This is a genomic window from Hafnia paralvei (assembly GCF_020150375.1).
In the GTDB taxonomy this organism is placed as follows: Bacteria; Pseudomonadota; Gammaproteobacteria; order Enterobacterales; family Enterobacteriaceae; genus Hafnia; species Hafnia paralvei.
The window spans coordinates 2,044,771-2,070,777 of the sequence record NZ_CP083737.1 but is presented as its reverse complement, the minus strand read 5'-3'; the positions used below and the strand labels follow the sequence as shown (position 1 = coordinate 2,070,777).

23 protein-coding genes and 1 pseudogene are annotated in these 26,007 nt (G+C 48.7%); 8 read left to right on the top strand and 16 right to left on the bottom strand.

The annotated features are described in order from the left end of the window. Positions 1-56: 56 nt before the first annotated feature. Positions 57-845 carry a phosphate starvation-inducible protein PhoH gene (phoH, locus tag K9N75_RS09780; protein WP_004091460.1) on the bottom strand — a complete coding sequence of 263 codons (789 nt, stop codon included), beginning with the start codon at positions 843-845 and terminating at the stop codon, positions 57-59. Between the two features lie 523 nt (positions 846-1,368). Between phoH and K9N75_RS09775 the strand changes: the two genes are divergently transcribed. Beyond that, positions 1,369-1,803 (top strand): Rrf2 family transcriptional regulator, encoded by a 435-nt coding sequence (locus K9N75_RS09775; protein WP_008813173.1) that lies wholly within the window; start codon positions 1,369-1,371, stop codon positions 1,801-1,803. A 107-nt stretch (positions 1,804-1,910) separates the two neighbouring features. On the opposite strand, the gene cheZ is transcribed toward K9N75_RS09775, so the two are convergent. From cheZ to flhD, 12 genes and pseudogenes are all read right to left on the bottom strand, one after another. Beyond that, entirely contained in the window at positions 1,911-2,555 is a 645-nt protein-coding gene (gene cheZ / locus K9N75_RS09770) for a protein phosphatase CheZ (protein WP_004091456.1), read from the bottom strand. 9 nt (positions 2,556-2,564) lie between these two features. Then, complete coding sequence (cheY, locus tag K9N75_RS09765; protein WP_004091454.1) at positions 2,565-2,954, bottom strand: chemotaxis response regulator CheY; 390 nt, start codon at positions 2,952-2,954, stop codon at positions 2,565-2,567. A gap of 34 nt (positions 2,955-2,988) precedes the next feature. Continuing rightward, positions 2,989-4,041 carry a protein-glutamate methylesterase/protein-glutamine glutaminase gene (locus tag K9N75_RS09760; protein ID WP_020303810.1) on the bottom strand — a complete coding sequence of 351 codons (1,053 nt, stop codon included), beginning with the start codon at positions 4,039-4,041 and terminating at the stop codon, positions 2,989-2,991. Beyond that, entirely contained in the window at positions 4,038-4,913 is an 876-nt protein-coding gene (gene cheR, locus K9N75_RS09755; protein WP_008813170.1) for a protein-glutamate O-methyltransferase CheR, read from the bottom strand. Before cheR ends, K9N75_RS09760 begins: the two co-directional genes overlap by 4 nt. Before the next feature lie 67 nt (positions 4,914-4,980). Then, positions 4,981-6,612, bottom strand: coding sequence for a methyl-accepting chemotaxis protein (locus K9N75_RS09750; RefSeq protein ID WP_224452535.1), 1,632 nt, complete (start codon positions 6,610-6,612; stop codon positions 4,981-4,983). 261 nt (positions 6,613-6,873) lie between these two features. Next, complete coding sequence (tsr, locus tag K9N75_RS09745) at positions 6,874-8,541, bottom strand: methyl-accepting chemotaxis protein (RefSeq protein WP_008813168.1); 1,668 nt, start codon at positions 8,539-8,541, stop codon at positions 6,874-6,876. Positions 8,542-9,644: 1,103 nt separating this feature from the next. Further along, positions 9,645-10,139, bottom strand: coding sequence for a chemotaxis protein CheW (gene cheW / locus K9N75_RS09740; RefSeq protein WP_008813167.1), 495 nt, complete (start codon positions 10,137-10,139; stop codon positions 9,645-9,647). Between the two features lie 80 nt (positions 10,140-10,219). Beyond that, complete coding sequence (gene cheA / locus K9N75_RS09735) at positions 10,220-12,274, bottom strand: chemotaxis protein CheA (protein WP_095661492.1); 2,055 nt, start codon at positions 12,272-12,274, stop codon at positions 10,220-10,222. Positions 12,275-12,435: 161 nt separating this feature from the next. Then, positions 12,436-13,267 (bottom strand): annotated as a pseudogene (gene motB / locus K9N75_RS09730) (flagellar motor protein MotB); the annotation flags it as partial. Further along, on the bottom strand, positions 13,264-14,157 hold the full coding sequence (gene motA, locus K9N75_RS09725; RefSeq protein ID WP_008813165.1) for a flagellar motor stator protein MotA: 894 nt from the start codon (positions 14,155-14,157) through the stop codon (positions 13,264-13,266). The gene motA and the pseudogene motB, both read right to left, overlap by 4 nt. A gap of 184 nt (positions 14,158-14,341) precedes the next feature. Continuing rightward, a complete protein-coding gene (gene flhC, locus K9N75_RS09720) occupies positions 14,342-14,923 on the bottom strand; it encodes a flagellar transcriptional regulator FlhC (protein ID WP_004091434.1) in 582 nt (193 codons plus the stop codon). Between the two features lie 2 nt (positions 14,924-14,925). Beyond that, on the bottom strand, positions 14,926-15,276 hold the full coding sequence (gene flhD, locus K9N75_RS09715) for a flagellar transcriptional regulator FlhD (protein WP_004091432.1): 351 nt from the start codon (positions 15,274-15,276) through the stop codon (positions 14,926-14,928). Between the two features lie 1,077 nt (positions 15,277-16,353). Here flhD and K9N75_RS09710 point away from each other — a divergent pair. The 4 genes from K9N75_RS09710 to K9N75_RS09695 all read left to right on the top strand — a co-directional run bounded on the left by K9N75_RS09710 (position 16,354) and on the right by K9N75_RS09695 (position 18,379). Beyond that, on the top strand, positions 16,354-16,773 hold the full coding sequence (locus tag K9N75_RS09710; protein ID WP_008813164.1) for a universal stress protein: 420 nt from the start codon (positions 16,354-16,356) through the stop codon (positions 16,771-16,773). A 142-nt stretch (positions 16,774-16,915) separates the two neighbouring features. Beyond that, positions 16,916-17,146, top strand: coding sequence for a (4Fe-4S)-binding protein (locus K9N75_RS09705; RefSeq protein WP_008813163.1), 231 nt, complete (start codon positions 16,916-16,918; stop codon positions 17,144-17,146). Positions 17,147-17,156: 10 nt separating this feature from the next. Then, a complete protein-coding gene (locus tag K9N75_RS09700) occupies positions 17,157-17,429 on the top strand; it encodes a GNAT family N-acetyltransferase (RefSeq protein WP_008813162.1) in 273 nt (90 codons plus the stop codon). Positions 17,430-17,473: 44 nt separating this feature from the next. Further along, on the top strand, positions 17,474-18,379 hold the full coding sequence (locus K9N75_RS09695) for an alpha/beta hydrolase (protein ID WP_224452534.1): 906 nt from the start codon (positions 17,474-17,476) through the stop codon (positions 18,377-18,379). 53 nt (positions 18,380-18,432) lie between these two features. On the opposite strand, the gene K9N75_RS09690 is transcribed toward K9N75_RS09695, so the two are convergent. Further along, the gene (locus tag K9N75_RS09690) at positions 18,433-18,933 is read right to left on the bottom strand and encodes a DUF2501 domain-containing protein (protein WP_008813160.1); all 501 of its coding nucleotides are present in this window, start codon (positions 18,931-18,933) and stop codon (positions 18,433-18,435) included. Between the two features lie 374 nt (positions 18,934-19,307). Here K9N75_RS09690 and K9N75_RS09685 point away from each other — a divergent pair, with 374 nt between their 5' ends. Together K9N75_RS09685 and K9N75_RS09680 are read left to right on the top strand one after the other, a co-directional pair. Further along, a complete protein-coding gene (locus K9N75_RS09685; RefSeq protein ID WP_224452533.1) occupies positions 19,308-21,080 on the top strand; it encodes a penicillin-binding transpeptidase domain-containing protein in 1,773 nt (590 codons plus the stop codon). 364 nt (positions 21,081-21,444) lie between these two features. Further along, positions 21,445-23,052, top strand: a complete 1,608-nt coding sequence (locus K9N75_RS09680; RefSeq protein ID WP_224452532.1) for a phosphoethanolamine transferase — start codon at positions 21,445-21,447, stop codon at positions 23,050-23,052. Positions 23,053-23,187: 135 nt separating this feature from the next. Here the strand turns inward: K9N75_RS09680 and K9N75_RS09675 are convergent, their stop codons facing one another. Beyond that, on the bottom strand, positions 23,188-23,892 hold the full coding sequence (locus tag K9N75_RS09675; protein WP_008813157.1) for a DUF2461 domain-containing protein: 705 nt from the start codon (positions 23,890-23,892) through the stop codon (positions 23,188-23,190). Between the two features lie 75 nt (positions 23,893-23,967). Next, positions 23,968-24,537 (bottom strand): hydrolase, encoded by a 570-nt coding sequence (locus K9N75_RS09670; protein WP_224452531.1) that lies wholly within the window; start codon positions 24,535-24,537, stop codon positions 23,968-23,970. A gap of 279 nt (positions 24,538-24,816) precedes the next feature. Between K9N75_RS09670 and K9N75_RS09665 the strand changes: the two genes are divergently transcribed. Further along, positions 24,817-26,001, top strand: coding sequence for a multidrug efflux MFS transporter (locus tag K9N75_RS09665; RefSeq protein ID WP_166713150.1), 1,185 nt, complete (start codon positions 24,817-24,819; stop codon positions 25,999-26,001). The last annotated feature ends 6 nt before the right edge of the window (positions 26,002-26,007 follow it).

Sequence of the window (26,007 nt, the reverse complement as noted above, 5' to 3'; positions counted from 1 at the left end):
ATAAGCAAGGCCACCCGAAAGTGGCCCTGAGAAGCAAACAGGATTAACGACAAAACTTATTGGTATGCGTTTAAGGTGCGCTGGCAAAGCGCCGAGCGAACGCAGTCTTGGCTGTCAAAGCGGACGATACTCACCATCCCATCCTCAGTGAAGCGTTGCAGCGCATCTTCGAGGCCGGATTTCACTCCGCGAGGTAAATCACACTGGGTTATATCGCCGTTAACCACCACGGTGACATTCTCCCCCAGACGAGTCAGGAACATTTTCATTTGGCTGGCGGTGACGTTTTGTGCTTCATCAAGGATCACAAAGGCATTTTCAAAGGTACGGCCACGCATATAGGCAAAAGGCGCAATTTCTACCTTGCCAATTTCAGGGCGCAGACAATATTGCAGGAATGAAGCCCCTAAACGCCGCACCAACACGTCATAGACTGGGCGGAAATAAGGCGCAAACTTCTCGGAAACATCACCCGGCAGAAAACCGAGATCTTCGTCGGCTTGCAGCACAGGACGTGTGACAATAATGCGATCAACCTCCTTATGAATGAGTGCTTCCGCCGCTTTCGCTGCGCTAATAAAGGTCTTGCCACAGCCCGCTTCGCCGGTGGCAAAGATTAACTGTTTGGATTCAATTGCAGACAGATAAGCGACCTGCGCTTCCGTTCTGGCCGTGACTGGCGCGTTATCGCGTTTTTCCCGCGCCATGCCAATGGTTTCGATACCGCCCATCTGAACCAGAGAGGCAGCCTGATCTTCCTCGCGCTGACGTTGACTACGACCATCACGTTTTACGACACGTTTAGCTTCACGACGCGCTCTGATAACAGCTTTCTGTTTTCCCATTTTGGCACCTTACAGTTGGTTTCAATCGTCATTCCACGTTTCATGAACGAACTGTCACTCGTTTATCCGCTAACCTCCTCAGTGAGGGTTAACCTGCTTGATACGAACACGCGCGCGAAGCTAATCCCTGCGGCACGCAGTCGTAATAGGGGTGGAACAGATAGGAGAGTTAAACTATTGAGTGGGGAGTAAAGCCGTGACGCAGATTTTGCTGAGTCGACATTCTTGCTGTCACAGACAGCCTGCTGTTTGATTCTTGTTTGACATCGTGCTAGCCCAGGTAAGGACTGTCTCATCCGCGCTCCTCACAAACCTGCTGGTTCAATAACCTGCGTTAGTGTGAATACTGCTGTCGCCTAATGAAAATTTACTGCTTGATAATGACAGTATAATGACAGTGTTAATATTATTGCCACTAATTGTTAAAAAATATTTAACTTTACTATTTATTGCCATGAGCTCAGCCAAAAGCGCCATAATTATGTTATAAACAGAGTTAATATTCTCACTCACTAGCGACTTCATGAAATTAACGACTTACACCGATTTCGGCCTACGAGCCTTGATGTATCTGGCCTCCATGCCCTATGGTCAGCGCACCAGCGTGGGTGAAATCGCCGGCCATTACGATATCTCGCGTAATCATATGGTGAAAGTCGTCGCACAGTTGGTCGGGTTGGGCTATATCCACGCAGTACGCGGCAAAGGCGGCGGTATTGAGCTAGGCAAACCCGCCGCAGACATCAATATCGGTCAGGTCATTCGCGCCTTGGAGAGCAATCTGAACGGCATTGACTGCCATTCACCGGGTTGCAAACTGATTAAGATATGTCAATTACAGGCCGCATTGAAAGTGGGGATGGAAGCCTTTTTAACTGCGATGGAAAATTACACGCTTGCCGATCTGGTCAGCAATCGTGGGGAGATTATTGCGATTTTAGGGATACCGGCAGAATAATGTTTACGACTGAAAACGGGGCCTTGCACAAGTATCTATAGTGTTATTTTAGCGCGACGTTGATGATAAGCAGCGGCATTGCTATCACGATACCGCTGCTTCTTTCGTTAAAACCCTAAACTTCCCAACAAATCATCAACCTGCTCCTGATTTGCTACAATGCCAGGGCCGTTTTGGTTCATCTGTGGGCCATTGAGTAAGCCATCGTTTTCGCGTTTAGGCTTAGCTGAAACATCTGGGATATTTTCAACCAACACCGCCAATAGCTCTTTCTCGATCTCCTGAACCACACCCATCATGCGCTTAATAACCTGACCGGTAAGATCTTGGAAATCCTGCGCCATCATGATCTCAAGCAGTTGAGCATGAGTAAATGAGGTGTGTTCGGGAACAGCAGCCAGATAACTGCGGGTATCAGAAACCAATACGCGCGCGTCGGAAAGCTCGATAGGATTAGCAAACCACTCATCCCAACGCACTTTCAGATCGGTCGCCCCTTTTTCCAATGAGGTTTGGCGCGGCTGCGCGGCTTCAACGCAGTTTAATGCGCGTTCGGCAGCCTGTGCTGTCATCTGTACCACGTAGTCCAAACGATCGCGGGCATCGGGTATCGCTTCTGCCGCTTGAGCAATTGCCTGATCCAGACCAAGCTCTTTCAAGCTGTCACGCAGCATGCGCGTCAATTGCCCAATTCGAGCAATAATATCGTTGGCAGTGGCCGCATCAGTTGCGGGCATAGGATGTTCGTTCATTGTGACTCCTTAGATCCCCAACTTTTCAAAAATCTTATTCAGCTTTTCTTCTAACGTTGCTGCCGTAAACGGTTTAACCACATAACCGCTGGCTCCCGCCTGCGCGGCGGCAATAATGTTTTCTTTTTTCGCTTCTGCCGTCACCATTAGCACCGGCAACGCGCCGAGGCTTCCATCGGCCCGAATCGCCTGTAGCAGTTGTAGACCGTCCATGTTGGGCATGTTCCAGTCAGAAACCACAAAATCAAATGCGCCAGCGCGTAGCTTGGTTAAAGCATCTGCGCCATCTTCCGCTTCTTCTACGTTATTAAAACCCAGCTCTTTAAGCAGGTTTCTCACGATGCGGCGCATTGTGGCAAAATCATCAACAACGAGAAAACGCAGATTTTTATCCGCCATACTGACTCCTCAAAGGTCCCCTACTCAGGGAACGTTAAATACGCAGTGCCTGTCCGGCACTAATTTGCGTCAGCATACGCTGACTGATTTGTTGCAGATCGACCACTTCATCGACGCCGCCCGTTAAAATGGCCTCTCTTGGCATACCAAATACCACGCAGCTGGCTTCGTTTTGCGCGATGGTATAAGCCCCTGCCTGATGCATTTTGAGCATCCCCGCCGCACCGTCATTCCCCATTCCGGTGAGGATCACCCCTACCGCATTTCGCCCTGCATAGCGTGCCACCGAATCAAACAGCACATCGACCGAAGGACGATGGCGGTTAACCGCCGGTCCTTGATGCAGCCGCACGATGTAGTTCGCGCCGCTACGTGCTAGTTCAAGGTGCATATCACCCGGCGCAATATAGGCATGGCCGGGTAACACTCGCTCTCCCTCCTCTGCCTCTTTCACCGTGATCTGGCAAAGCTTATTCAGCCGCTCAGCAAATGAGCGAGTGAACCCCGGTGGCATATGCTGAGTGATCAGCAATGCCGGGCTGGTGGTAGGCAAAGGCTGAAGCACATGGCGAATGGCCTCAGTGCCACCGGTGGATGCGCCAATAGCAATCAGCTTTTCACTGCTGAGCAGCGGCGTATGGCTAAGCGTCGCGGGCTTCACCGGCAGAGAACCGCGTGCTGGCAGGCGCGCTTTCGCCGCAGCCCGCACTTTATCGGCAATCATTTCGCTGTAGGCCAGCATTCCTTCGCGAATACCCAGTTGAGGCTTAGTGACGAAATCCACTGCCCCTAGCTCCAGCGCTTTCAGCGTGATTTCCGATCCTTTTCCCGTCAGTGAAGACACCATAACCACCGGCATCGGCCTGAGACGCATCAGCTTTTCAAGGAAATCAATGCCGTCCATGCGCGGCATTTCCACGTCAAGCGTTAGCACCTGAGGGTTAAATTTTTTAATCAGATCGCGCGCCACCAGCGGATCTTGTGCCACTGCGACCATTTCCATATCGGGATGACTATTAATGATTTCCGTCATCAGCTGACGCATCAGCGCCGAGTCATCAACACACAACACCCGAATTTTACTCATCGACTCTCCTTGGACAGCCCATACACGGTTTGTCCGCGCAAATAAAACTCTTGGCTGATATGGCTAAAGTTTTCCGAATGACCTGCAAACAACAATCCACCAGGTTTCAGCAATTTGATAAAACGATGGAGAATGCGAGCCTGAGTTTCTTTATCAAAATAGATCATCACGTTACGACAAAATATGGCGTCGAACGGCCCCGGTAAATCCCACTGCGGCGACAGCAAGTTGAGCATTTGAAAATGCACTCGCTGTGCTAATTCAGGTCGAACACGCACAAAGCCCTGCTGCGGCCCCGTCCCTCGCAGAAAAAAACGCTGGAGCTGAGACGGCGTGAGGTGCTTAGTTTCTTCCTGCCGATAAACGCCACGCACGGCTTTTTCCAACACCTGAGTATCAATATCGCTGGCCCAAACCTGTGGCCCGACCGGCGTGGTACCCAATGCTTCTGCTAACGTCATGGCAATCGAGTAGGGTTCTTCACCTGACGATGCCGCCGTGCTCCAAACACAATAATTGTGCGGACGTTTGCGCGCATGTTCCGCCAAAATGGGAAAATGGTGCGCTTCGCGAAAAAAAGCCGTTAAGTTAGTGGTTAGTGAATTAATAAACGTCTGCCATTCACCGTGACTTTGGCTACTTTCCAAAAGTGCTAAATAGGCGCCAAAATCATTCAGATTCAACGCTCGAAGGCGTCGAACCAGCCGGTTATAAACCATTTCCCGTTTGTGGTCGGCTAATACAATGCCGGCATGTTGATAAATAAGCTGACTGATGCGACGAAAATGAACGTCTGCCAAGGGGACTCTCTGCATCATCAATGCGGGAGTCTGAACATCATCGTTTCCTGACTGTGTAAATAAATTCGCCATCACTCACCCAATTTACAATGGGCGAACGACCCAAGGTCGTTCACCATTAACTACCGCTTTAGTCCTGCTAAATCGGTTGCCATACATCTTTGTCCTTGGGCAGCTTCTGCGTAGATGTTGCGATACGATCATCAACAACTCTCGCAGCGGGTGCTGATACCAGATGGAACGCGGCAACAGAGCGTGTCAGTGCATTTGCTTGCTCTTCCACCGCCTGTGTCGCTGATGCAGCTTCTTCGACCAGTGCCGCATTTTGCTGCGTCACCTGATCCATTTGCGTTACCGCCAAAGCAACCTGTTCGATGCCTCGGCTTTGTTCATCGGAAGCAGAGGAAATTTCGCCCATGATGTCGGTGACGCGAGCGACCGAGCGCACCACCTCTTCCATGGTATTACCTGCATTTTCAACTAAGGTAGATCCTTGCTTCACTCGGTTGACTGAATCATCAATCAGCCCTTTAATCTCTTTGGCCGCCTGCGCGCTGCGCTGCGCCAAATTACGCACTTCCCCAGCGACGACCGCAAAACCGCGCCCCTGCTCTCCCGCCCGAGCCGCTTCAACCGCCGCGTTCAACGCAAGAATATTGGTCTGGAAAGCGATGCCGTCGATAACGCTGGTGATATCACCGATTTTCTGTGAGCTGCTAGCAATTTCATGCATGGTGCGCACAACGTTACCGACGATTTCGCCACCTGAAGTCGCCGTACCTGAGGCTTCTTTCGCCAAGCGAGCCGCCTGACGTGCGTTATCCGCATTCTGTTTTACGGTTGCCGTGAGTTGTTCCATGCTGGCTGCCGTTTCTTCCAGCGACGCCGCCTGTTGCTCCGTACGCGAGGAGAGATCGTTATTGCCTGAGGCGATCTCTTGTAGGCCGTTATAAATAGCGTCGGAACCCTGACGGACGGTTAATACGGTTTTCGCCAACGACTGCTGCATTTGTTGCAAGCTAGCAAACAATAAGCTGAGCTCATTACGCCCAAAAACTTTGATTTCACCTGATAAATCGCCTTCTGCTATGCGGTCAAAGTGGTCACGCATAGTATTCAGCGGAGAAATCAGCATTTTGCGTAGCCAATACAGCGAACTCAAAACGACGACAATCAGCATGACAATGGCACCCGCGACCATCAACATTGAGAGGGTGTAAGCATTTTTGTTTTCGGTTGCCGTTTTCGCCAAGACAGCATCAACATGCTGGGTATAAGCCTGAGTCTGCACTTCAAACAGGTCTTGTATTTTTTGTGTCGGCTGATCCATAAAACCTTGTAGATCGCCTTGTTCCAGCAGAACAATGAGTTCTCGCAACGTGGTACGTAATTTTTCGTAGCTCTGCTTGGTTGTTTCTGTCAGCTCCACGCCTTCCTTTGTCACACGAGGAACAGCCAAGAACTGGTTAAAATAGAGATCAGCCTTCTGCAATGATGAACGGGCTCCCGCCATCAGCTCATTGACTTTCTCCTGTGGCACCTTGAGTGCGGCACGAGTACCCGCTCGGTTAAGCGTATTGCGCGCCTGTAATAACGCCACCCATGACTGATTCAGCGCTTCACGCTGATCGTTAACCACCTGCACGTTAGAAAAGTTGTTGTTATCGGAACGAATCGACATAAATGACAAGCCGGTAGATCCCAATTGCAGCAGGCAGAACAGCATAAGCAGCAGGAACAGACTGGTTGATACTCGGATTCGATTAAACACGATGCTTTCCTTTTGGGCCGGTTCATTTGTAGGGTCCCGGCGCTGTCACGTTTTAATTATTCCCAACGCGTGTAGCGGCTTTGTCATCAGCGTCGCCACACGCGTGGAGATACATACTCAATAGATTTCAAGGTGCAGTTCACTTGAAACATTCATCCATGCCGTAGCCTGAAGAATGAAGAGTAAAAAAGTGCTTCAGCTTATCCCCGCTATGCAGGTAGGGTGGTCTTTGCCACCCTTTCATTTTTGTGACTACGGTGTTTAGAAGGTTTCCCAGTTATCGCCCGCATCGGTCGCCGCAATAGCACGAGGCGCCGGAGTGGCAATCACAGGCTTAACGCTACGACTTTCGCTGATGTCTTCTTTGAAATCATGCTGGATGCGGAATACTGAAACCGCTTGCGTCAGCATGCTGGCCTGTTCTTCCAGAGCGGCAGCCGCAGATGCGGACTCTTCCACCAACGCGGCGTTCTGTTGGGTCACGCGATCCATTTCAGACACTGCCTGACCAACCTGATCGATACCGCGACTTTGCTCATCAGAGGCCGATGCGATTTCGCCCATAATGTCCGTCACGCGAGTCACCGCACTGACAATATCGCCCATGGTTTCGCCCGCGCTTTCGACCAGCACTGACCCCATATCGACACGATTTACTGAGTCTTCGATAAGACCTTTGATTTCTTTCGCTGCCTGAGCACTGCGCTGCGCCAGATTACGTACTTCACCCGCAACCACCGCAAACCCACGCCCCTGTTCACCGGCTCGTGCCGCTTCAACCGCCGCATTCAGTGCCAGAATATTGGTTTGGAAAGCAATACCGTCGATGACGCTGGTGATATCAGCAATCTTCTGTGAGCTTCCTGCGATGTCGTGCATGGTTTGCACTACGTTCGCCACCACTTTGCCGCCTTTCTGTGCCGTTTCAGATGCGCTAAGCGCAAGATGGCTCGCCTGACGTGCATTTTCGGCGTTCTGTTTCACCGTTGCAGTCAGCTGTTCCATGCTGGCAGCCGTTTCTTCCAGTGAGGCCGCCTGTTGCTCGGTACGAGAAGAGAGATCGTTGTTGCCAGCTGAAATTTCGCTCGCGCCGCTGTAGATCGCATTAGCACCTTGACGCACATTACCTACGGTGCGAACCAGTTCACCCTGCATGTGTTTTAGGCTGGCGGCGAGCTGCCCCATTTCATTGGTGCCATGCACGTCAATGCTGCGCGCCAAATCGCCGCCCGCGATATGTTTGATGCTATCGATCAGGCGATTTAGCGGAACAATCAACGTTCGTTGAATACCGAACCAGACAAGAACAATCGCAACGGCCACCAGCGCAAGCACGCCGATCAAAATCCACATTGCCATGCTGTACGAACTGTTATTGTCGTTCACCGCTTCTTGATACAAACGATCGTTTTGCACCAGATAATCGACATAACTTTTCTCAAATCCGTCTTGATAACCTTGCGTCGGCTGGTCAAAGAACTCATTGATTTTGCCGGTAGAAAGCAGTTGGATTAACTCAGATAATGCACCGTGCAAGATGTCGTAATTACGCTTTAGCTGCTCGACAGACTCTTGGCTTTGACGTGGGTCGATAGGCAGCGCCTCGTATTCCCCCCAACGTCCTTCCGCCTGCTGCAGAGAGGTTTTGGCAATTTGCAGCAAATCATCCACCGTCGCACCGCTACCGGTTTTATTCACATCCATCATGTAACGGATGCCCGCACGGTTAAGCGTATTTCGCGTTTGGAGTAATGCTACCCAGCTACCATTCAGCGTGGACTGCTGCTGGCGGATGGTTTGTAAAACAGTGAAGTTTTCCTTGTCGTTTTTCAGGGCGTTAAAGAACAATCCTCCGGATGTCATTTGTAAAATACCAAACAACCCCAGCACCAACAGCAAACTGGTGACAACTTTTATACGGTTTAACATGGTTTCTCATTCTCGGTACGTCGGATAGAAGGGATATCGGCGGGGCTTTAGAAAACTTTAGGGGGGAATTTAGTTTAGTGGGGGGATGGGTGTTTTTTGCATGCCGATCGTTTATGAGACACCGGTGTAATAAAATGTCACCGTTGTGTAATACCCCGCCTACCTGTCGTTTATGAAACACAGGTGTAATGTTTCGTTCGCCGGTCAGCAAATGCGTTACTCCGGTTTGGGAACTCCACTCTGCAAACATTGTGTAATATTCCGCCCGCCTGTTCATACCGAGCGTCATTGATACCCTAGTGAGGGCGTACGGGCAGAGACCACCAGCGCGTGGTCTCTGCACTCGCGCGCTTTTATCCGAGACGCCATCTCCGCTCCGGTTTGGTATCGCCCATCCAGGGCGCCCCAAACTCCGCCGGTACATCCCTGTACCGGCGGCTCTACCTACGACCACTTAAACTAAAAAACGGCCACACTTTTTGTTTTGATTTTGACCTTTTCCGGCACATTACCGGACAGCCAAGTGAATCATGCAGGTTAGGATTCGCCGATTGATATCGGCGAAAGAACGACGGAGGCATGGACAAATTTGCCTGGAGCAAATTTGAACAACGCTTGCGTTGGCCCCGAAGGGGTGAGGCGCAGGGATGCGCCGAATACTCGCGATTGTCGTTCGTTCCGTTAAGACCGGAATGATGAAACGAGGGAACCCGCGCAGCGGGCTGGTAGGGGGTGCCAAGCCTGGATGCAAGGCGGCGGCGATTGAGCCGCCTTGCTCGGACGCCTGCACGGAGTGCATGCAGGTTTCGGTGCATTAGGCGTACGAAACATGACACCACTCTATTTTCATTCGTTCCGTTAAAGCCGGAATGACGAGATTCGGGTACCTGCGAAGCAGGCTGAAGGACGGTGCCAAGCTAGGGTGTCGGGGGGCAGCGATTGGCCCCCCGACTCGGACGCCTGCACGGAGTGCATGTATATTTCGGTGCCTTAGGCGTACGAAATCTGACGCAAAACAACATCAACAACAGTCGTACGAAAAATTACACCGCCCTATTTTCATTCGTTCCTTTAAGGCCGTCGCGCACCTGCGAAACAGGCTACTACGCCGTCATTCCCTCCACCAACTCCATCTCTTCACTACTCAACAGCTTCTCAATATCGACCAAGATCAGCATGCGCTCACCAAGCGATCCTAATCCGGTTAAATATTCCGTAGATAGCGTGACAGCAAACTCCGGCGCTGGGCGAATCTGTTCGTTAGTTAACGACAGGACATCCGATACGCCGTCAACCACAATCCCGACAACTCGCTGGCTGAAATTAAGCACAATGACAACGGTATTATCGTTGTACGTCACATTTTCCTGAGAGAACTTCACTCGCAGATCGATGATAGGCACAATGACGCCACGCAGATTTGTCACACCCTTGATAAAAGCCGGTGTATTGGCAATACGTGTGACCTGATCGTAGCCACGGATCTCTTGTACTTTTAAGATATCAATGCCGTACTCTTCATCTCCGAGGGTGAAAACCAGAAACTCCTGTCCTACAGTTTCTCCCGCCAGTTTGGTTACAGAAGCCAGTCCTGTCATGTTAGTTCACCTTTACAAATTAGGGTATTTAACCGCCAGCAGTCGCCTGCTGGCTAAAATAGATAACGATTCGGTTCACGCTATGCAGCGGAAACCGCGGAGCGTTTTTCACGATTAATGCTCTGTAGCGCGGCAACGTCGACGATCAGCGCAACGCTTCCATCGCCCAGAATCGTCGCCGCAGAAATCCCCGGCACTTTTCGGTAGTTGGTTTCCAAGTTCTTCACCACGACCTGATGCTGACCAATCAGCTGATCAACCAGCAATGCATAGCGGCGCCCTGCACTTTGCAAGATCACCACGATGCCCTGCATCGCATCAGTTTTTGCGCCTTCAACGTCAAACACGCTATACAGTTCCACCAGCGGTAAATATTCGCCGCGAACCTGTAGCACACGCTCGCCGCCCGCCAACGGATAAAGATCTTCTTCACGCGGTTGCAAGGATTCCATCACGGCGTTAAGCGGCAAAATAAAGACTTCGTTATTCACTTTGACCGACATGCCGTCGAGGATCGCCAGCGTTAGCGGTAACACGATACGAATCGTGGTACCTTTCCCGCTCCGCGACTGGATCTCAACGTGGCCGCCCATTTCCTGAATATTTCGTTTCACGACGTCCATACCCACGCCGCGCCCAGAAACATCAGTGACCTGTTCTGCCGTGGAGAAACCCGGTGCGAAAATCAGCAACCCGACTTCATCGTCGGTCATGGTGTCGCTGACCGCCATGCCCTGCGAGCGCGCCTTAGCTAAAATGCGCTCACGGTTTAAACCAGCACCGTCATCGATCACCTCGATGTAGATATTTCCGCCCTGATGCTCTGCCGATAACGTGAGATTCCCCACTGGACTTTTGCCTGCCGCAACACGCACCTCAGGAGTTTCAATGCCATGGTCGAGGCTATTGCGCACCAGATGGGTTAACGGATCGATAATGCGTTCGATCAAGCTCTTATCCAGTTCGGTCGAGCTACCTAACAGCGTAATTTCCACCTGCTTGTTAAGCTTGCCAGCCAGATCGCGTACCTGACGAGGAAAACGGCTAAAGACGTACTCCATTGGCATCATGCGAATCGACATGACGGACTCTTGCAGGTCGCGCGCGTTACGCTCCAATTGTCCCAGGCTGTTGAGTAAATCACCGTGATCGACCGGGTCTAGCATATCCGAGCGCTGTGCCAGCATGGACTGGGTAATAACCAATTCACCAACTAAATTAATGAGCTGATCGACCTTCTCAACCGCTACGCGAATACTGGTGCTTTCCGTTGCTTTTGCCGTACGTTTGGGGGCTTCGGTACGTGGCGTTGCCGGCTCCTGAACCAGTTTTAGTTCTGGCGTCGTCGCTGTTTTAGGCTGGGCCTCAGCTGTTGGCGCAGCCGGTTGCGAAACCGTGTTTTCTGCCTTTTCAGGCAGTGTATGATTGAACGCGATTTGCTCAGGTTCTAATACAAAGCAGAGCACCGCTGCTATGTCATCTTCGCTGGCCGTGGTTTCTAGCACAGCGTCTAAGCCATGAGCCGTTTCGGTATGTTCACGTACCGTCCCTAAATTGCCGAGCTCTTCTAGCATCAGAGCGACTTCTTGCGGTTTTAGTCCACACAGCGAGAGAGATATGCAGCCATCGGGTAACGTCGACGCTTGAGCACCGTCGTTGTTGGTATTCTGATCGGCATCTGCGTTTTCTTCGGTAACGGCTTTAAGATGCGGGTTTTCCGCAGTGGCAGATCCACTCACGTCTTGAGCTTCTAACGCTAACTGCCTTAATGCCTGACAGATATATTCAAAACTGGCGTGATCGGGATCCTGCGCGGATTTATAGGCATCGAGCTGGTCCTGCATAATATCTTTGGTTTCCAGAAACAGGTTGATGATATCGGTGCTCAGGCGCATTTCATGGCGGCGCGCACCGTCGAGTAGGTTTTCCAGCAAATGCGTGGTTTCTTGCAATATATTGAAACCAAAGGTTCCGGCACCGCCTTTAATGGAGTGCGCGGCACGGAAAATCGCGTTAAGTTGTTCTATATCTGGCTCTTCTGGGTCCAGCTCCAGTAGGTGCTGCTCCATATCTGCCAGCAGTTCATCGGCTTCATCAAAGAACGTTTGATAAAACGCAGTAATATCCATGCTCACAGGTCACCTCTTTTCGGTCGGTGTTGTCGTAATAATATGGTCATTCATCGGCGCCAGCGGGCTGGTCTGTACCGGTGACGCCTGTGGCGCAAGATTTACCGCGCCTCCTTCGCTCCACTGCTTCATCGCTGCAGGATTGGAAAAATCCATCTCCTGACTTTCTGAATTCTCATGCTCAATGTTATGTTGCGCACTTTTGTTCAATACCAAAATGCTGATTCGACGGTTAATTGCGGCGTCGCTGGTTTGCGATTTCAGGCTCATGGTGTCTGCCATACCGACCACGCGCAGAATTTTTCCTTCCGCTAAGCCGCCCGCAATGAGTTCTCGACGCGAGGCATTGGCGCGATCGGCTGAAAGTTCCCAGTTACTGTATCCGCGCTCACCGCTGGCATAAGGCAAATCATCGGTATGGCCAGAAAGACTAATCTTGTTCGGTACGTCATTCAGAATCGGCGCTATCGCACGCAAGATATCGCGCATATAGGGTTCTACTCTGGCACTACCGTTTTCAAACATCGGTCGGTTTTGGCTATCGATGATCTGGATGCGTAACCCTTCATCCATCATGTTAATCAGCAGATGCGGCTGTAACGCTTTGAGCCTTGGGTCGGTCAGAATGAGTTGGTCAATCTGCTTACGCAGTTTCTTAAGCCTTTCGCTATCCGCTTTAGTGGCAGGATCGGGCATTGATTTAGCCACCTCACCCTCTTTTTGCATCATGTCGTCGCCGCCACCGGGAATGGGGCTGGTGCTGGCGCTGGAACGATCGCCGTGAGTCAACGCGACTGCCAACGGTGTACGGAAATACTCAGCAATCTTGGTTAACTCCTGCGGGCTGGCTATCGCCAGCAGCCACATCACTAAAAAGAAGGCCATCATCGCCGTCATAAAATCGGCGTAAGCGATTTTCCATGAGCCACCGTGGTGCCCCCCTTTTTTCGAGGGTTTACGCTTCTTAACCAGAATTATCGGGCGGTTGCCATTCTTCATACTTCCTCTTCCACCGCCGACTGCTGCGCCGCAGGTGATTTCACCTGACGCACATGTTCTTCAAGCTCCATAAATGACGGGCGCTCGGTGGAATACAGCGTTTTGCGACCAAACTCGACCGCAATCTGTGGAGCATAGCCATGTAAACTCGATAACAGCGTAGTTTTGATGCACTGCATCATTTTGACGGTTTCGGCACAGTTTTGGCGCATCAGAGAAGCCAACGGCGAAACAAACCCATAGGCCAACAGGATCCCGAGGAAAGTCCCAACCATGGCATGCGCAATCAGCGCACCCAGCTCCGCAGCAGGACGGTCGGCCGACGCAAGCGCATGCACAACGCCCATCACCGCGGCCACGATACCAAACGCGGGCAAGGAGTCGCCGACCATCGCCAGACTGTCAGCAGGCCCTTCCGCCTCGCTCTCGAAAGTTTCGATCTCTTCATCCATCAGGGCTTCAATTTCAAACGCATTCATGTTGCCGCTCACCATCAATCTCATGTAGTCCGTGATGAACTCAATGAGGATCTTATCGGCCAGAATCCGTGGATAATTAGAGAAAAGTTCACTTTCTTGCGGATTTTCGATATCGCGCTCAAGCGTGAGCATCCCCTGCTGGCGCGCCTTAGCGAGCAACAGATACATCAACCCCATCACGTCCATATAAAGCGCTTTGTTATATTTAGCACTGCGCCCCAGCTTGGGTAGCGTACGGAGTGTCGCTTTGATGGCTTTACCGTTGTTCCCAACGATGAAAGCGCCAATACCAGCACCGGCAATAATCAGAAGTTCAGCAGGCTGATACAGAGCACCAAGATGCCCCCCCACGATCACATAACCGCCAAGAACGGCGATTGTTACAACGGCATAACCCAATAGAATAAGCACGCGAATTCCTTAATGCTCAAAATGGAAATTGGGTGTAACGCGCTGTCCGGGAGGACGGAGAAGGAGAATTCAGAGGCCGTCGGATGACGGCTCGAAAGGAAGATAACCGGTGGGTTGACCTGATAACATCGTTTAAAGCCACACCACCGATCGCCAACCTATAAGACTGATTGCCTCAATCAGGTTACACCACGCGTTTCTCTTGCTCATTGAGCAATTGTGGGAACATATCGGCAAGATTGTCAGAAAGTTTACGTTTTTTTATCGCTCGTGATGGCGGTTGGCACAAACTGCATACAAATGAGCTTAATGGCTGATGTGCATGGGCAATAAATGAACCCCCACAGCAAGAGCATGGAGCAGACTCCAACATCCCGCTGTCAACAAAGCGAACCAACGTCCACGCTCGTGTCAGAGCCAGAACAGGCTGCTCACCTGGAGGCACCGGACACTGTTCAAGATACAGTTTGTACGCGCGGATAACCGCCTCCACGCCACGGCATGATTGACTTTTTATCATGAAGGCATAGACGTTGTAGAACATTGATGAATGAATGTTCTGTTCCCACGTCATAAACCAGTCCGTCGAAAACGGTAACATGCCTTTTGGCGGAGGACTACCTCTCAGCTCTTTATAGAGCCGAATAAGACGGCCACGGCTCAATTGCGTTTCACTTTCTAACATCTGGAGGCGAGCCCCCAGAGAGATAAGTTCCATCGCCAGTTGAATATCGCGGGCTTCCTGAATAATGCTTTTTTCGCTCATTATCAGACTCTTTTGTGAGGGGGGCAGGTATCAGTTGGCGAAAGTTGTTTCAACAAATGGCTGGAAAGCATAATCCCAGTGTGAATCTGCTGGAGATCGTCAACGCGAGACTCTTGCGTTAGTTTTTGAATCGTTTCGTGATCGCTGAAACGAAACTGGCACACCAACTGGTTGGTTTCTGCCAATTTGACCATTTGTGGCAGGGTCAAAAGAGCCAATGAATCAGCCATTTCATTGTTAATCCCCAACCGGAACATCGCTGAGGCCTTCTCTTCGTGAATTAAGCGCTGCGCTAATAACAAATATGACAAATTGATGTCATAAATATGCTTGAGTATTTCAGAGGTACTCATTATCTCCCCCTGTTAAATTTTTGTTCGCCAACATAATGAAATGCACCAATTACCCATAACGCGCCAAAGTGCGAAAAGTAATGGTGCCTGATAACTATCTGCTCAAATGAAAGCCTGACCTCACCGAGGCCCCCCAAAAAAACTCAAGGGACTCAACCGTAATTACGCTGGAAGTTGTATCTTAGACGTACAATTTTTCAGACTACCGGTTCAAAGGACATTCATAAAAAAATAAGAATATTCCTGATTCGTGGCAACTCTACCCCCGATTAAGAGATATATACAACGAGCGCCTCAGATTAATTTGAGAAAAACGTGATGCGCATCACAAAAAATCAGTAAATAAATATTACTAATCACTTAATAGTTCATTAATCGGTCAAAAAGTATGAGCCACTTTAGGACATGCTAAGCAATTGAATCTCAAACATATCATTCACAATAATCATATAAAAAATACGGATATTTCGAGTTAAAAATTCTCAAAAAGCAAATTAAAAGCTTAAAACGCTACATATATAGCTTTACTGAGTATTTAGACCTGACAACGAAGTAGCCATATAGATTCTATAAATAACCCTTGTAAATTATGTTGCTGCTAGTGGTGAATTTTAGGGTTATTTAGGCCGTTAAATCGAAACATCATTTTATAAATTTTTAGCTTACCTTGAGAAAGATGCTGAACAAATGTGAATAACGTGAAATCCGTCACTGTGTAAACGGTTTCAACCGATAGATGAAACCAAAATAATACCATTCATTTTATTTTCTCCCTCCGTGCCTTACTGACCTATTTCCCTTCATGCTTATTCCTTATTCGTATTGGCTTATTCTTTTTTGCACATTAAATCTCCCCTAATATCCCCATAGGTACCAGACTATTCACGCTACACATAAAGAGTTATTTCACGTTCTCACCCCTATTTCGTTTAGAAATTAGCCATACGCTTATCGAAGTGGGTTCTTAGATATAAGTGCTATTTGTCCAGAAGCAAAAACTGATTGTGATTTTCACCACAGCTAATCTGTGGTCTATTCTTTAAAATGTTTTTATTGTCATAGGGAATGGGGGCAGAGATGAGCTACAGGAGAGTACTCGTTGCCGTTGCGCAGGCACCGGACAGCATCAAGTTAGTTGAAAAGGCTATCGCTATTGTTCGCCCGTATCAGGGCTCAATCACACTACTGACCTTATGTAACGAAGCCGATCTTACTGCTAGCTTTGCAGGCTCCATGCTCGGTTCGCTACGTGAACTGATTCATGAAGAAGCTAACTTGTTTTTAGAGGAGCTACGTCAACAGGCAGATTATCCCATTAGTCGTACCATTGTCTGCAATGGAGAACTGGCTGATGGTGTGATCTACGCGTGCAAAGAAGATCCCGTTGATTTAGTGATATGCGGTAACCACTGTGAAGGTTTCTTGAAAAGAATATTGAATTCAGCAACCCATATTATTGATAAAACACACACTGACGTTTTAATTGTACCGTTATAAGGTCAATTCCTAATTTAGGCCTTATACAATGACGTTGATGCCTCTCACGACGTTTTTTGGTTAGTCTAGTACTTATGTTCTATAACCATAATTACGTCAGTACTTGTCAACTGACCAACAACAATGCCGTAGGAGAATCACGATGGATCAAGAACTGCTTGATGCTGGCTACCGCCAGTACCACGGCAAAGACATTGATGTTTATTTCAATCTGAGCATCTGTCAGCATTCCGGCAACTGTGTGCGAGGAAATAGCCATCTTTTCAAATTAGATCGCCAACCGTGGATTATGCCTGATAGCGTCGACGTGAACACCGTCATGAGCGTTATCAACACCTGCCCAAGCGGCGCGCTTAAATATCATCAAAAATAGGGAGTCTGCTGTGGAAATCCTAGAAGGTGACAACAATTTTTATATCAATGACGCTCAAGGTAACTTGATCGCTGAAGTCGTATTTGTGCTAACAGGTGAGCATCTTGCCATCATCGATCACACGGATGTCGACGAGACGCTCAAAGGTCAAGGCGTGGGTAAGCGACTAGTGGCTAAAGTCGTGGAGAAAATGCGCAGGGAAAATCGCAAAATCATCCCGTTATGTCCATTTGCTAAACATGAGTTTGATACCACTCCAGAATATCAGGATGTCCGAGCCTAAATAGCTCTCAATATCTTTATGAGTTTGTTTGAAAGGGAATTCAGATGCGCAGTCTAAAAAGCCATCTCTTCAAGTTTGTGATTAAGCGCCATTTTGCACAAGCCGACCTCAGTGACGTTGCTACCGTGCGTAAACAAATGGATGAATTGGGTGAGCGCATGCCGCTGGCCAATGGTGTACGCCTGAGCAGCGTGGAACTCTCCGGTATCTACGCAGAATGGCTGACACCTGAGAATGCGTGTGCTGATGCTGTCATTCTTTACTTACACGGCGGCGCTTATCACATGGGTTCATGCTCAAGCCACCGTTCTATGGCCTCTTTTATTGCCGATGCAGCAAAAATTCCGCTGCTTCTGATTGATTACCGCTTGGCTCCCGAATCCCCTTATCCCGCCGCGCTAAACGATGCAGAAACCGTTTATCGCTGGCTTTGCGTGCAACCTAACATCAATACTAAGCGTATTTTTCTCATGGGTGACTCTGCTGGCGGGGGTTTAGCACTTGCATTAGCTTTGCGGATTAAATCAATTTCCACTCTCCCTCGCCCCGCTGCTATCGCAGTACTCAGCCCGTGGGTCGATCTCACTATGAATGGCGAATCGGTCAAGACTCGATTAAAGCGCGATCCGTTTTTCGCTCCTCACATTCAACAGGCCTCTCATTGTGTAAACGCTTACTGTGGATCAACGCCGCTAACTAATCCTGATGTTTCCCCCTTATTTGGTCAATTAGAGGGGTTACCACCGTTATTGATTCAGGTTGGCAGTGAGGAAATCCTTTTCAGCGATGCACAACGATTGGCAGAAAAAGCACAAAAGTCAGGGAGTGAAGTTCTATTTTCTTACTGGCAAGGAATGTGGCACGTTTGGCAATATCTAGTGCCACGCATGAAAGAATCGCGTATGGCCATCGCTGAGGTGGGTAACTTCTGTCGTCGCTATTTGAAATAAATGAGAGAGGAATGGCCTAAAAATGCCACTCCTCAAGAATATAAACGCTGAATTTAGACGATTTTTTTCGCCTGATCTAAAACCATACCGCACACTTTAGTTTTGATCTTCGCTTTCATATCGCTCGTCATTGAACCTAAATTGTTCAGATTGACGTCATCTTTACCTTGCAGGTCTAAAATACCGTTGAGACCATTTTGGTAAGATTGGCTTTCTGTCTGTGTGCCGAGTTTGTTCAGCAAAGCATCTTTAACAGATTCCACTTTCTGATTACCCGCAGCCAGCACATTATTTTGTACACAATAGCTGAGTACGCCACCGATATTCGCGCTGCTCGTTGACTGGAGTGTTTGAGCATTTCCACCCATGAGCGATCCTAAGGCTCCGGTCAGTAGTGATGAACTGTTCGCACCTGATGTGCTCGCCGTGTTGGATGAAAGCTGTTCACTTGCACTCTTTAACGATCCCATGAGATCGGCGTGCGCAGTCGCCATTCCAATAATACCGGTGAGAATAATGGCTACTCGGCTTAACGGCTTCAATTTTTGATTCATATTTAACCTCATACGCTTAGTGCACGGATAATATGATTGCAAAATAAAGATATCAATAAATGTTTGGCATGTTTCCATTATTAAAGAATAATCTGCATTAATAGCTCATAAACAATACTGCACGCCAGATTTTTCCCATTCCCACTTTTCACTTGCGGGTGGAGAGAGCATGATACTGTTGGCTCTAGCGGCATCATTGGCTTGAGAGAGATTCGTTTTTAATCGCTTTATTTTTATTTGTTTCATTTATTTCAATGATAATTGAAGTGCGAACAAATGTTTCATAAGCCAACCTTTCTTCTCACTCTCTTTTATAGTTAGCGGACTCCAGCACTCCACTCTATTGATATAGAATTTTTCCTATTGGCTGAATTATGCGTAAAAGAAGTCCATTGAATCCGCGTGGCAATTATTTTCAGGGGCGTTTTGTTCTAATTTGCTTGGGTATTGTCGTTTTTCTAGCCCTACTTCTTGGTCGAGTTGGTTACTTGCAGTTAATGAATCACCCTCAGTTAGAGCGTGAGGCCGATCAGCGTTCACTACGTTCATTGGTGACTCAACCTTTACGTGGAACGATTACCGATCGCGAAGGGCAACCTTTAGCGGTCAGCGTGGCGTCAAATGATGTTATTGCCGATCCTATCCATGTCCTAGAACGCGATCCTAACCTAACCAGTGAGCAATGGTCATATATCAGCACGGCGCTTTCACAGCCAGAAAGTGATATCAAGGCAAAGATACTCGATAACGCGCATCGCCACTTTATCTATCTTGGCCGCCAGGTTGAATCAGGTATTGCGGAATATGTTAACAAGCTTCATATATATGGAATATCCACGCCGTCTGACTCCAGCCGTTATTATCCGATGAGCGATGCAGCCTCTAATCTTATCGGTATCGTTGGATTAGATCAGCAAGGCTTAGACGGTATAGAGAGTGGTTTTAACAACCTTTTGCAAGGGAAACCTGGGCATCGCGTTTATCGTAAAGATCGTTATGGCAACGTGGTTAGCCTTATGGAAGACGATCCGGCACAGCAAGCCCCTACGCTCAGCCTTAGCATCGACCGTTACCTGCAATACGCGCTTTACTCACACCTACGTGAAGGCGTTTTGCTGAATAAAGCCGATTCCGGTGCGGCAGTGTTGGTGGATGTTAATACCGGTGAAATTTTAGGGATGGCAAGTTATCCCTCTTATAATCCGAATAATTACCAAGGCGTGCCGCAAAAGGATATGCGCAACGTGGCGATATCTGATAGTTTCGAGCCAGGTTCAACGGTTAAACCCTTGGTGGTGATGGCTGGTTTGGCACGCCATCTGATTCGTCCTGATTCCGTTATCGATACGACGCCATATCCCGTCAACGGGCATTTGATCAAGGACGTTGGGCACTGGTCGCGCCTCACGATTACCGGTATCTTGCAAAAATCGAGTGACATCGGAGTATCACACATTGCACTGGCTATGCCCTCTGACGTGCTCGTGAATCTCTATCATAGCTTTGGGCTAGGTGTTTCCACCGGACTTGGGATTGGAGGAGAAAGTAGCGGTTATTTTCCACTGCATCGCGAACGCTGGTCTGATATTGAACGCGCTACATTCTCTTTCGGCTATGGTTTGCGTGTCACTCCTCTACAAATGGCGCGTGAATACGCCACCATCGGCTCCTTTGGTATTTTCCGTCCAGTTTCAATTACCAAAGTCACACCTCCTGTTCTGGGAACGCGAGTGATGGATGAGAACATCGTTCGCACCGTAGTCCATATGATGGAAAGTGATGCTTTACCGGGTGGCAGCGGCGTGACTGCAGCTGTGCCAGGCTACCGTTTAGCCATAAAAACCGGTACTGCAGAAAAAATGGGGGACAGCGGAAAGTATGACGGCGGCTACGTGAACTACACCGCGGGCGTCGCCCCAGCAAGCGATCCGCGCGTTGCACTGGTTGTAATGGTAAACCATCCAAATGCAGGAAAGCACTTCGGCGGCTCGGTGGCTGGGCCGATATTTGGTCAAATCATGGGGGATGTTTTACGCCATATGAATATCCCACCTGATGCATTAACCGACCAACAGTCGATTAATTTAAATAACCAAATGTTGTCACATAATGCACAAGGAGTTAACACCCTGCATAAGGGCGCTTAACGCAGCTATCACCAAATGATATCGAGCTACTCGGTATCATTTGGTTGACACTTTCAATCGCGGTTTTTTCTTCTGTTAATCCCCTGAGTCCTTAAACTTTTCGCTATAATGCGTAGCCAAATTTTGGCAATGCGCTGTTGTCTTAAATTTGCATCCTAAATCACACCACAGCCCCGCTGTTTCTGTTGCTATTCAATCTCGCTCAGCATATCTTCTTGCAGCTTTGCTCGGGATTTTGAAACCGGTAAAGACAGTACAATGGAAACACCTCCACAACATACCAAAGGCAGCGATGAGTCTGTAGGTGAGTGAAGATGGATCCCGCGGTTAATTTTGGTGCACTGCACCCTTTCAGATAATAAAAATGAACTTAACATCAAATCCTTTCGAGCCAGAGAATAAGACTCGCGAATTACTAACCCCTTATACACTGCTCTATTTTGTTTTAGCTGCTCTGATTAACCTGGGGCTCGGTTACGAATTTAGCGTGGTCTATGCTATCGGGTTAGGCTGCTTTTTCTTGCTATTGGGCAGTTACCTCCCCCGCGTTCAAAAAGCGGTGCTGTTTATTTGTATACTTACTGCCGCGTTTTACTACCCGTTTGGTCGCGTGTTTGGACCGCCGAACTTCAATTCCATTTTGTCTCTATACTCGACGAACCCAGAAGAAGCGGGCGAAATGATGCAGATATTCCCTTACTGGGACTATCTGATTGCGGTATTTATTTTCATTTTAGGTATTTTTATCCTACGCAGAAAAACGCCGCAAATACGCCGCTGGACGATGGCTAAATCGCTTTTCCTATTTTCTTTCGTTGGTGCGTTGTTACTGGCACCGGTGACTAATCTGAGAGCCGGCGGTGAATTTAAACTTAGCGACACTGGCTACCCCGTCGTGCGTTTTGTTGAAGATGTGGCCAATGGTAAGAAAGAAGTCGATGCCGAAATGGCGCGGATGAAAGAATTATCCTCCGTGCCTGATACTTGGCACGTAGAAGATGTAAAAGCGAAGCGGCAGGTGTACGTGCTGGTTATCGGTGAAAGCGCACGTCGCGATGCTCACGGCAGCTTTGGCGGCAAGTGGAACAATACGCCGTTCGAAAGCCAAGTCATTGGTACTTTCTTCAATGATTACATTTCAGCCGCTCCATCGACTCAAAAATCATTGGGACAAACGTTGAATCTGGTTCGCGACGGTAAGCCTGAATACCAAAACAGCATCATTACACTGGCTAAAAAAGCCGGTTTTCACACCTATTGGTTTTCCAATCAAGGACAAATTGGACGCTATGATACCGTAGTCGCCAGCGTTGCTAAGCGTGCTGACGATGTACGTTTCCTGAAAAAAGGCGATTTTGAAGATGGCAAAGCGACCTCCGACTTCGACCTCCTACGTTTTACTGAGGATGCGCTTCAGGCTCAGACTGACGGACCTAAATTAGTGGTCTATCACTTAATTGGTTCTCATCCAAAAGCCTGTGACCGTACCGGCGGGCGCTACGATACTTTCGTTCATTCAAAAGAGACCTCTTGCTACCTATACAGCATCACGCAAACCGACAGTTTCCTGAGCCAGCTTTATAACCAGCTCAAAGGCAGCGGACAGAACTTCTCGATGATCTATTTCTCCGATCATGGACTGGCGTTTCACGAAAAAGGCACCAGCAATGAATTTTTGTCACACGATGATAAATATCAGCAGAACTATCAGGTTCCGCTAATGATACTGTCCTCCGATGACACTCGCCGTAGAGTGATCAAAGCACGTCGCTCGGCTGAGGATTTCTTGCATCTATTCTCGGAGTGGACGGGCATTAAAAGTCAGGAGTTAGTGGCGAAGTATCCATTTATCTCAAACCAAAAGCACCCTTCACCTACGGTGATGAACTTTGCATTAAAGCAAGTCGCCTACAGCTCTCTGGGGAACGATCCTTTCACCCCCAAGGCGACGAAGGCAACCATGCCTAAATAACCGTTCGCCCAAGAGCCGCGATATATCCCGTAACGCCGATCGCGTTACGGGATTTTTTATGCTGAAAATCACTACGGTATATTCTTGTCTAGAACCGTTCATTTAATAAATGCTCGAATGGCGTTAGTCGCCTGTCTAGAGATCCTCTAATGGCACCTGTTTTAGCATCTCAACCTTCATGAGAAACTGATATAGCGGAGCGAGTTGGGTAAATCTTTTCGCGAGCATCTCTGGCAACGTAGATGAAAAAAGCTGTTCTACCTGATGGTCTGTCACCATCACGGCAAAGGTTTTGCGGTTATACCAATTCGCGATGGCAGGATCCTGCTCCTTCACCAATGGGCGCTTATACATATCCCCCACCAGCTCAAAAGGCTTTTTACAACAGGCTGTTGCCGCCGCAAACTCCTCCGGCTGACGCAGCGCCAGATGACGGAAACGATCCATCGTACCTTTGGATGCAGAGTAATAGCCAAGCCCGTAGCGCAGCGTATCTGGGCTGATTTCAAAGAAGAACACTGGAGCATCGGTCCACTCTTTGGAATGACGTTTGAATGTAAGCCACATCTGGCTGCGATAGCGCGACTTATCATGGGAGAAACGCGTATCACGATGGATACGCGATAACGTTTTACCAATAGCAGGACGCGTTTCAAACTGAGGATCAATCTTCAGCATTGGCGTCGCAAGCTCATCCACTAAGGCGCGAAACGGCGTCAAAACATGTTGGTTGTAAACCGAACGATGCTCTTCAAACCACTCTTTACTATTTTCTACCCGCACCTGCTGCAAAAAATTAAGCCCTTGCTGAGTAAAACCGCTAAATTTTGTCTCTTTCACTCTCTGCTCCCTGCTGATATTTCCGCAAACTAAGCTACCGCGGAAATGAACACAAATAATATTTCATCGTAGCGCTTATCGCAGCGCAGCAATAATTTTCTCGCTGTCTGAAACACGAGAGATACGAGGAAAAATATACTTAAAGCTATGCTGATGCTGAATATCATCAAATGCACTACAAGCATCTTCTGCAATCACTACCGCATAGCCATGTTCCCAAGCATTGCGCGCCGTGGATTCCACACCGATATTCGTTGAGATCCCTGCTAAAACGATATTACGGATGCCGCGGCGACGCAGTAGGAGATCCAGATCGGTGCCATAGAATGCTCCCCACTGATGTTTAATCACTTCAATATCTTCCGGCTGTACATTCAGTGCTTCAGAAAAATCCCACCAATTCTCAGGCAGCGCATGCGCTGGCGCGGGGGCATCTACCGGTTGCTTTAGCGCCTCTTCAAAAGACGATGACCAGCCTACGCGAACTAAAATGACCGGCGCATTATGTTGACGAAAATGTTCAGCGATACGCGCCGATCTTGCTACAACATCAGCTGCCAAGTGCGGGCCGCCAGCAAAAGGTAGAATGCCTTCCTGTAAGTCAATAAGTACCAGCGCGGTTTCAGCAGCATTCAATGTCAACATACAAACTCCCATTATCATTTTAGTTTTCAATGGAACATCACATCCAAATTGACGTGATATATGAGGTTAGTTTAGGCGCTAGACAAAACTGAAAATGTAAATAAACCTTCTTTCATGGCGAGAAACTGTTAGCAAATGTGATAAAGATTCGTCAATTCAATGCATTGAAAACAAAACGCCATTTCTTTTTACTTTTTTTAAGTAACAAAACTGCCGCTCCGAGTGATATTATCACATAGCAAATCCGCAATCTGGCTCTCCCCTTGCCGTCGAGACATCATGGAATCTTGGAAAGTAAACCTCATCTCGGTATGGTTTGGCTGCTTTTTTACAGGCTTAGCGATGAGCCAAATCTTGCCTTTCTTGCCGCTGTACGTAGAACAACTCGGCGTACATAACCATGAATCACTAAGCTTATGGTCTGGTTTAGTTTTCAGTGCCACTTTTATGGTATCAGCCCTTGTGGCTCCCCTATGGGGAAGTTTAGCCGACCGTAAGGGGCGTAAGCTGATGTTACTGCGCGCCTCTCTGGGTATGGGGGTGGTTATTGCACTTCAAGGTATAGCCACTAACGTCTGGCAACTGTTTGCTCTACGTGCACTGATGGGTTTGACCTCCGGCTATATTCCCAATGCTATGGCACTTGTCGCCTCACAGGTTCCGCGTGATAAAAGCGGCTGGGCGCTTGGTACGCTTTCAACAGGACAAATCTGTGGAGTGATTGCAGGACCATTGCTCGGAGGATTGATGGCGGATCATCTTGGCCTGCGCACGGTATTTTTCTCTACCGCGGCCATGATGTTTGTCAGTTTCTTCGTGACGCTATTTTTAATCAAAGAACGACGCATTACGGTCAAAAAAGAAGATCAGTTAACAGGCAAAGAAGTCTTTCGCTCCCTCCCGTATCCCACAATAATTATCGCGCTGTTTGTCACGACATTGATGATTCAGTTGGCAAATGCATCGATCAGCCCAATTTTGACGCTATTTATTCGGCAATTAGCCTCTGACACCAGCAATATTGCGTTTGTTAGTGGAATGATCGCCGCTGTTCCCGGCTTAGCCGCACTGGTATCGGCCCCTCGATTAGGAGGCTTAGGCGACCGGATCGGCACTGGAAGGATCCTAGTCGCTGCCCTTGGATTTACCGTTGTGCTTTTCGGCTTGATGGCATGGGTGACTTCGCCGCTACAGCTTGGCATTTTACGCTTTATGCTCGGCTTTGCCGATGGGGCACTGATGCCGGCTGTACAGACGTTGCTTTTGAAATATTCCAGCGATCGCGTTACGGGCCGCATATTTGGTTATAACCAATCTTTCATGTATTTAGGCAATGTGATTGGCCCGATGCTGGGATCGAGTGTTTCGGCAGTTCTGGGATTTCGTTGGGTATTTATTTTTACCGCGGCGCTGGTGCTTATCAACATGCTACAAATTCGGCACGCCTTTAAGAAAATCCGCTAAGAAGAT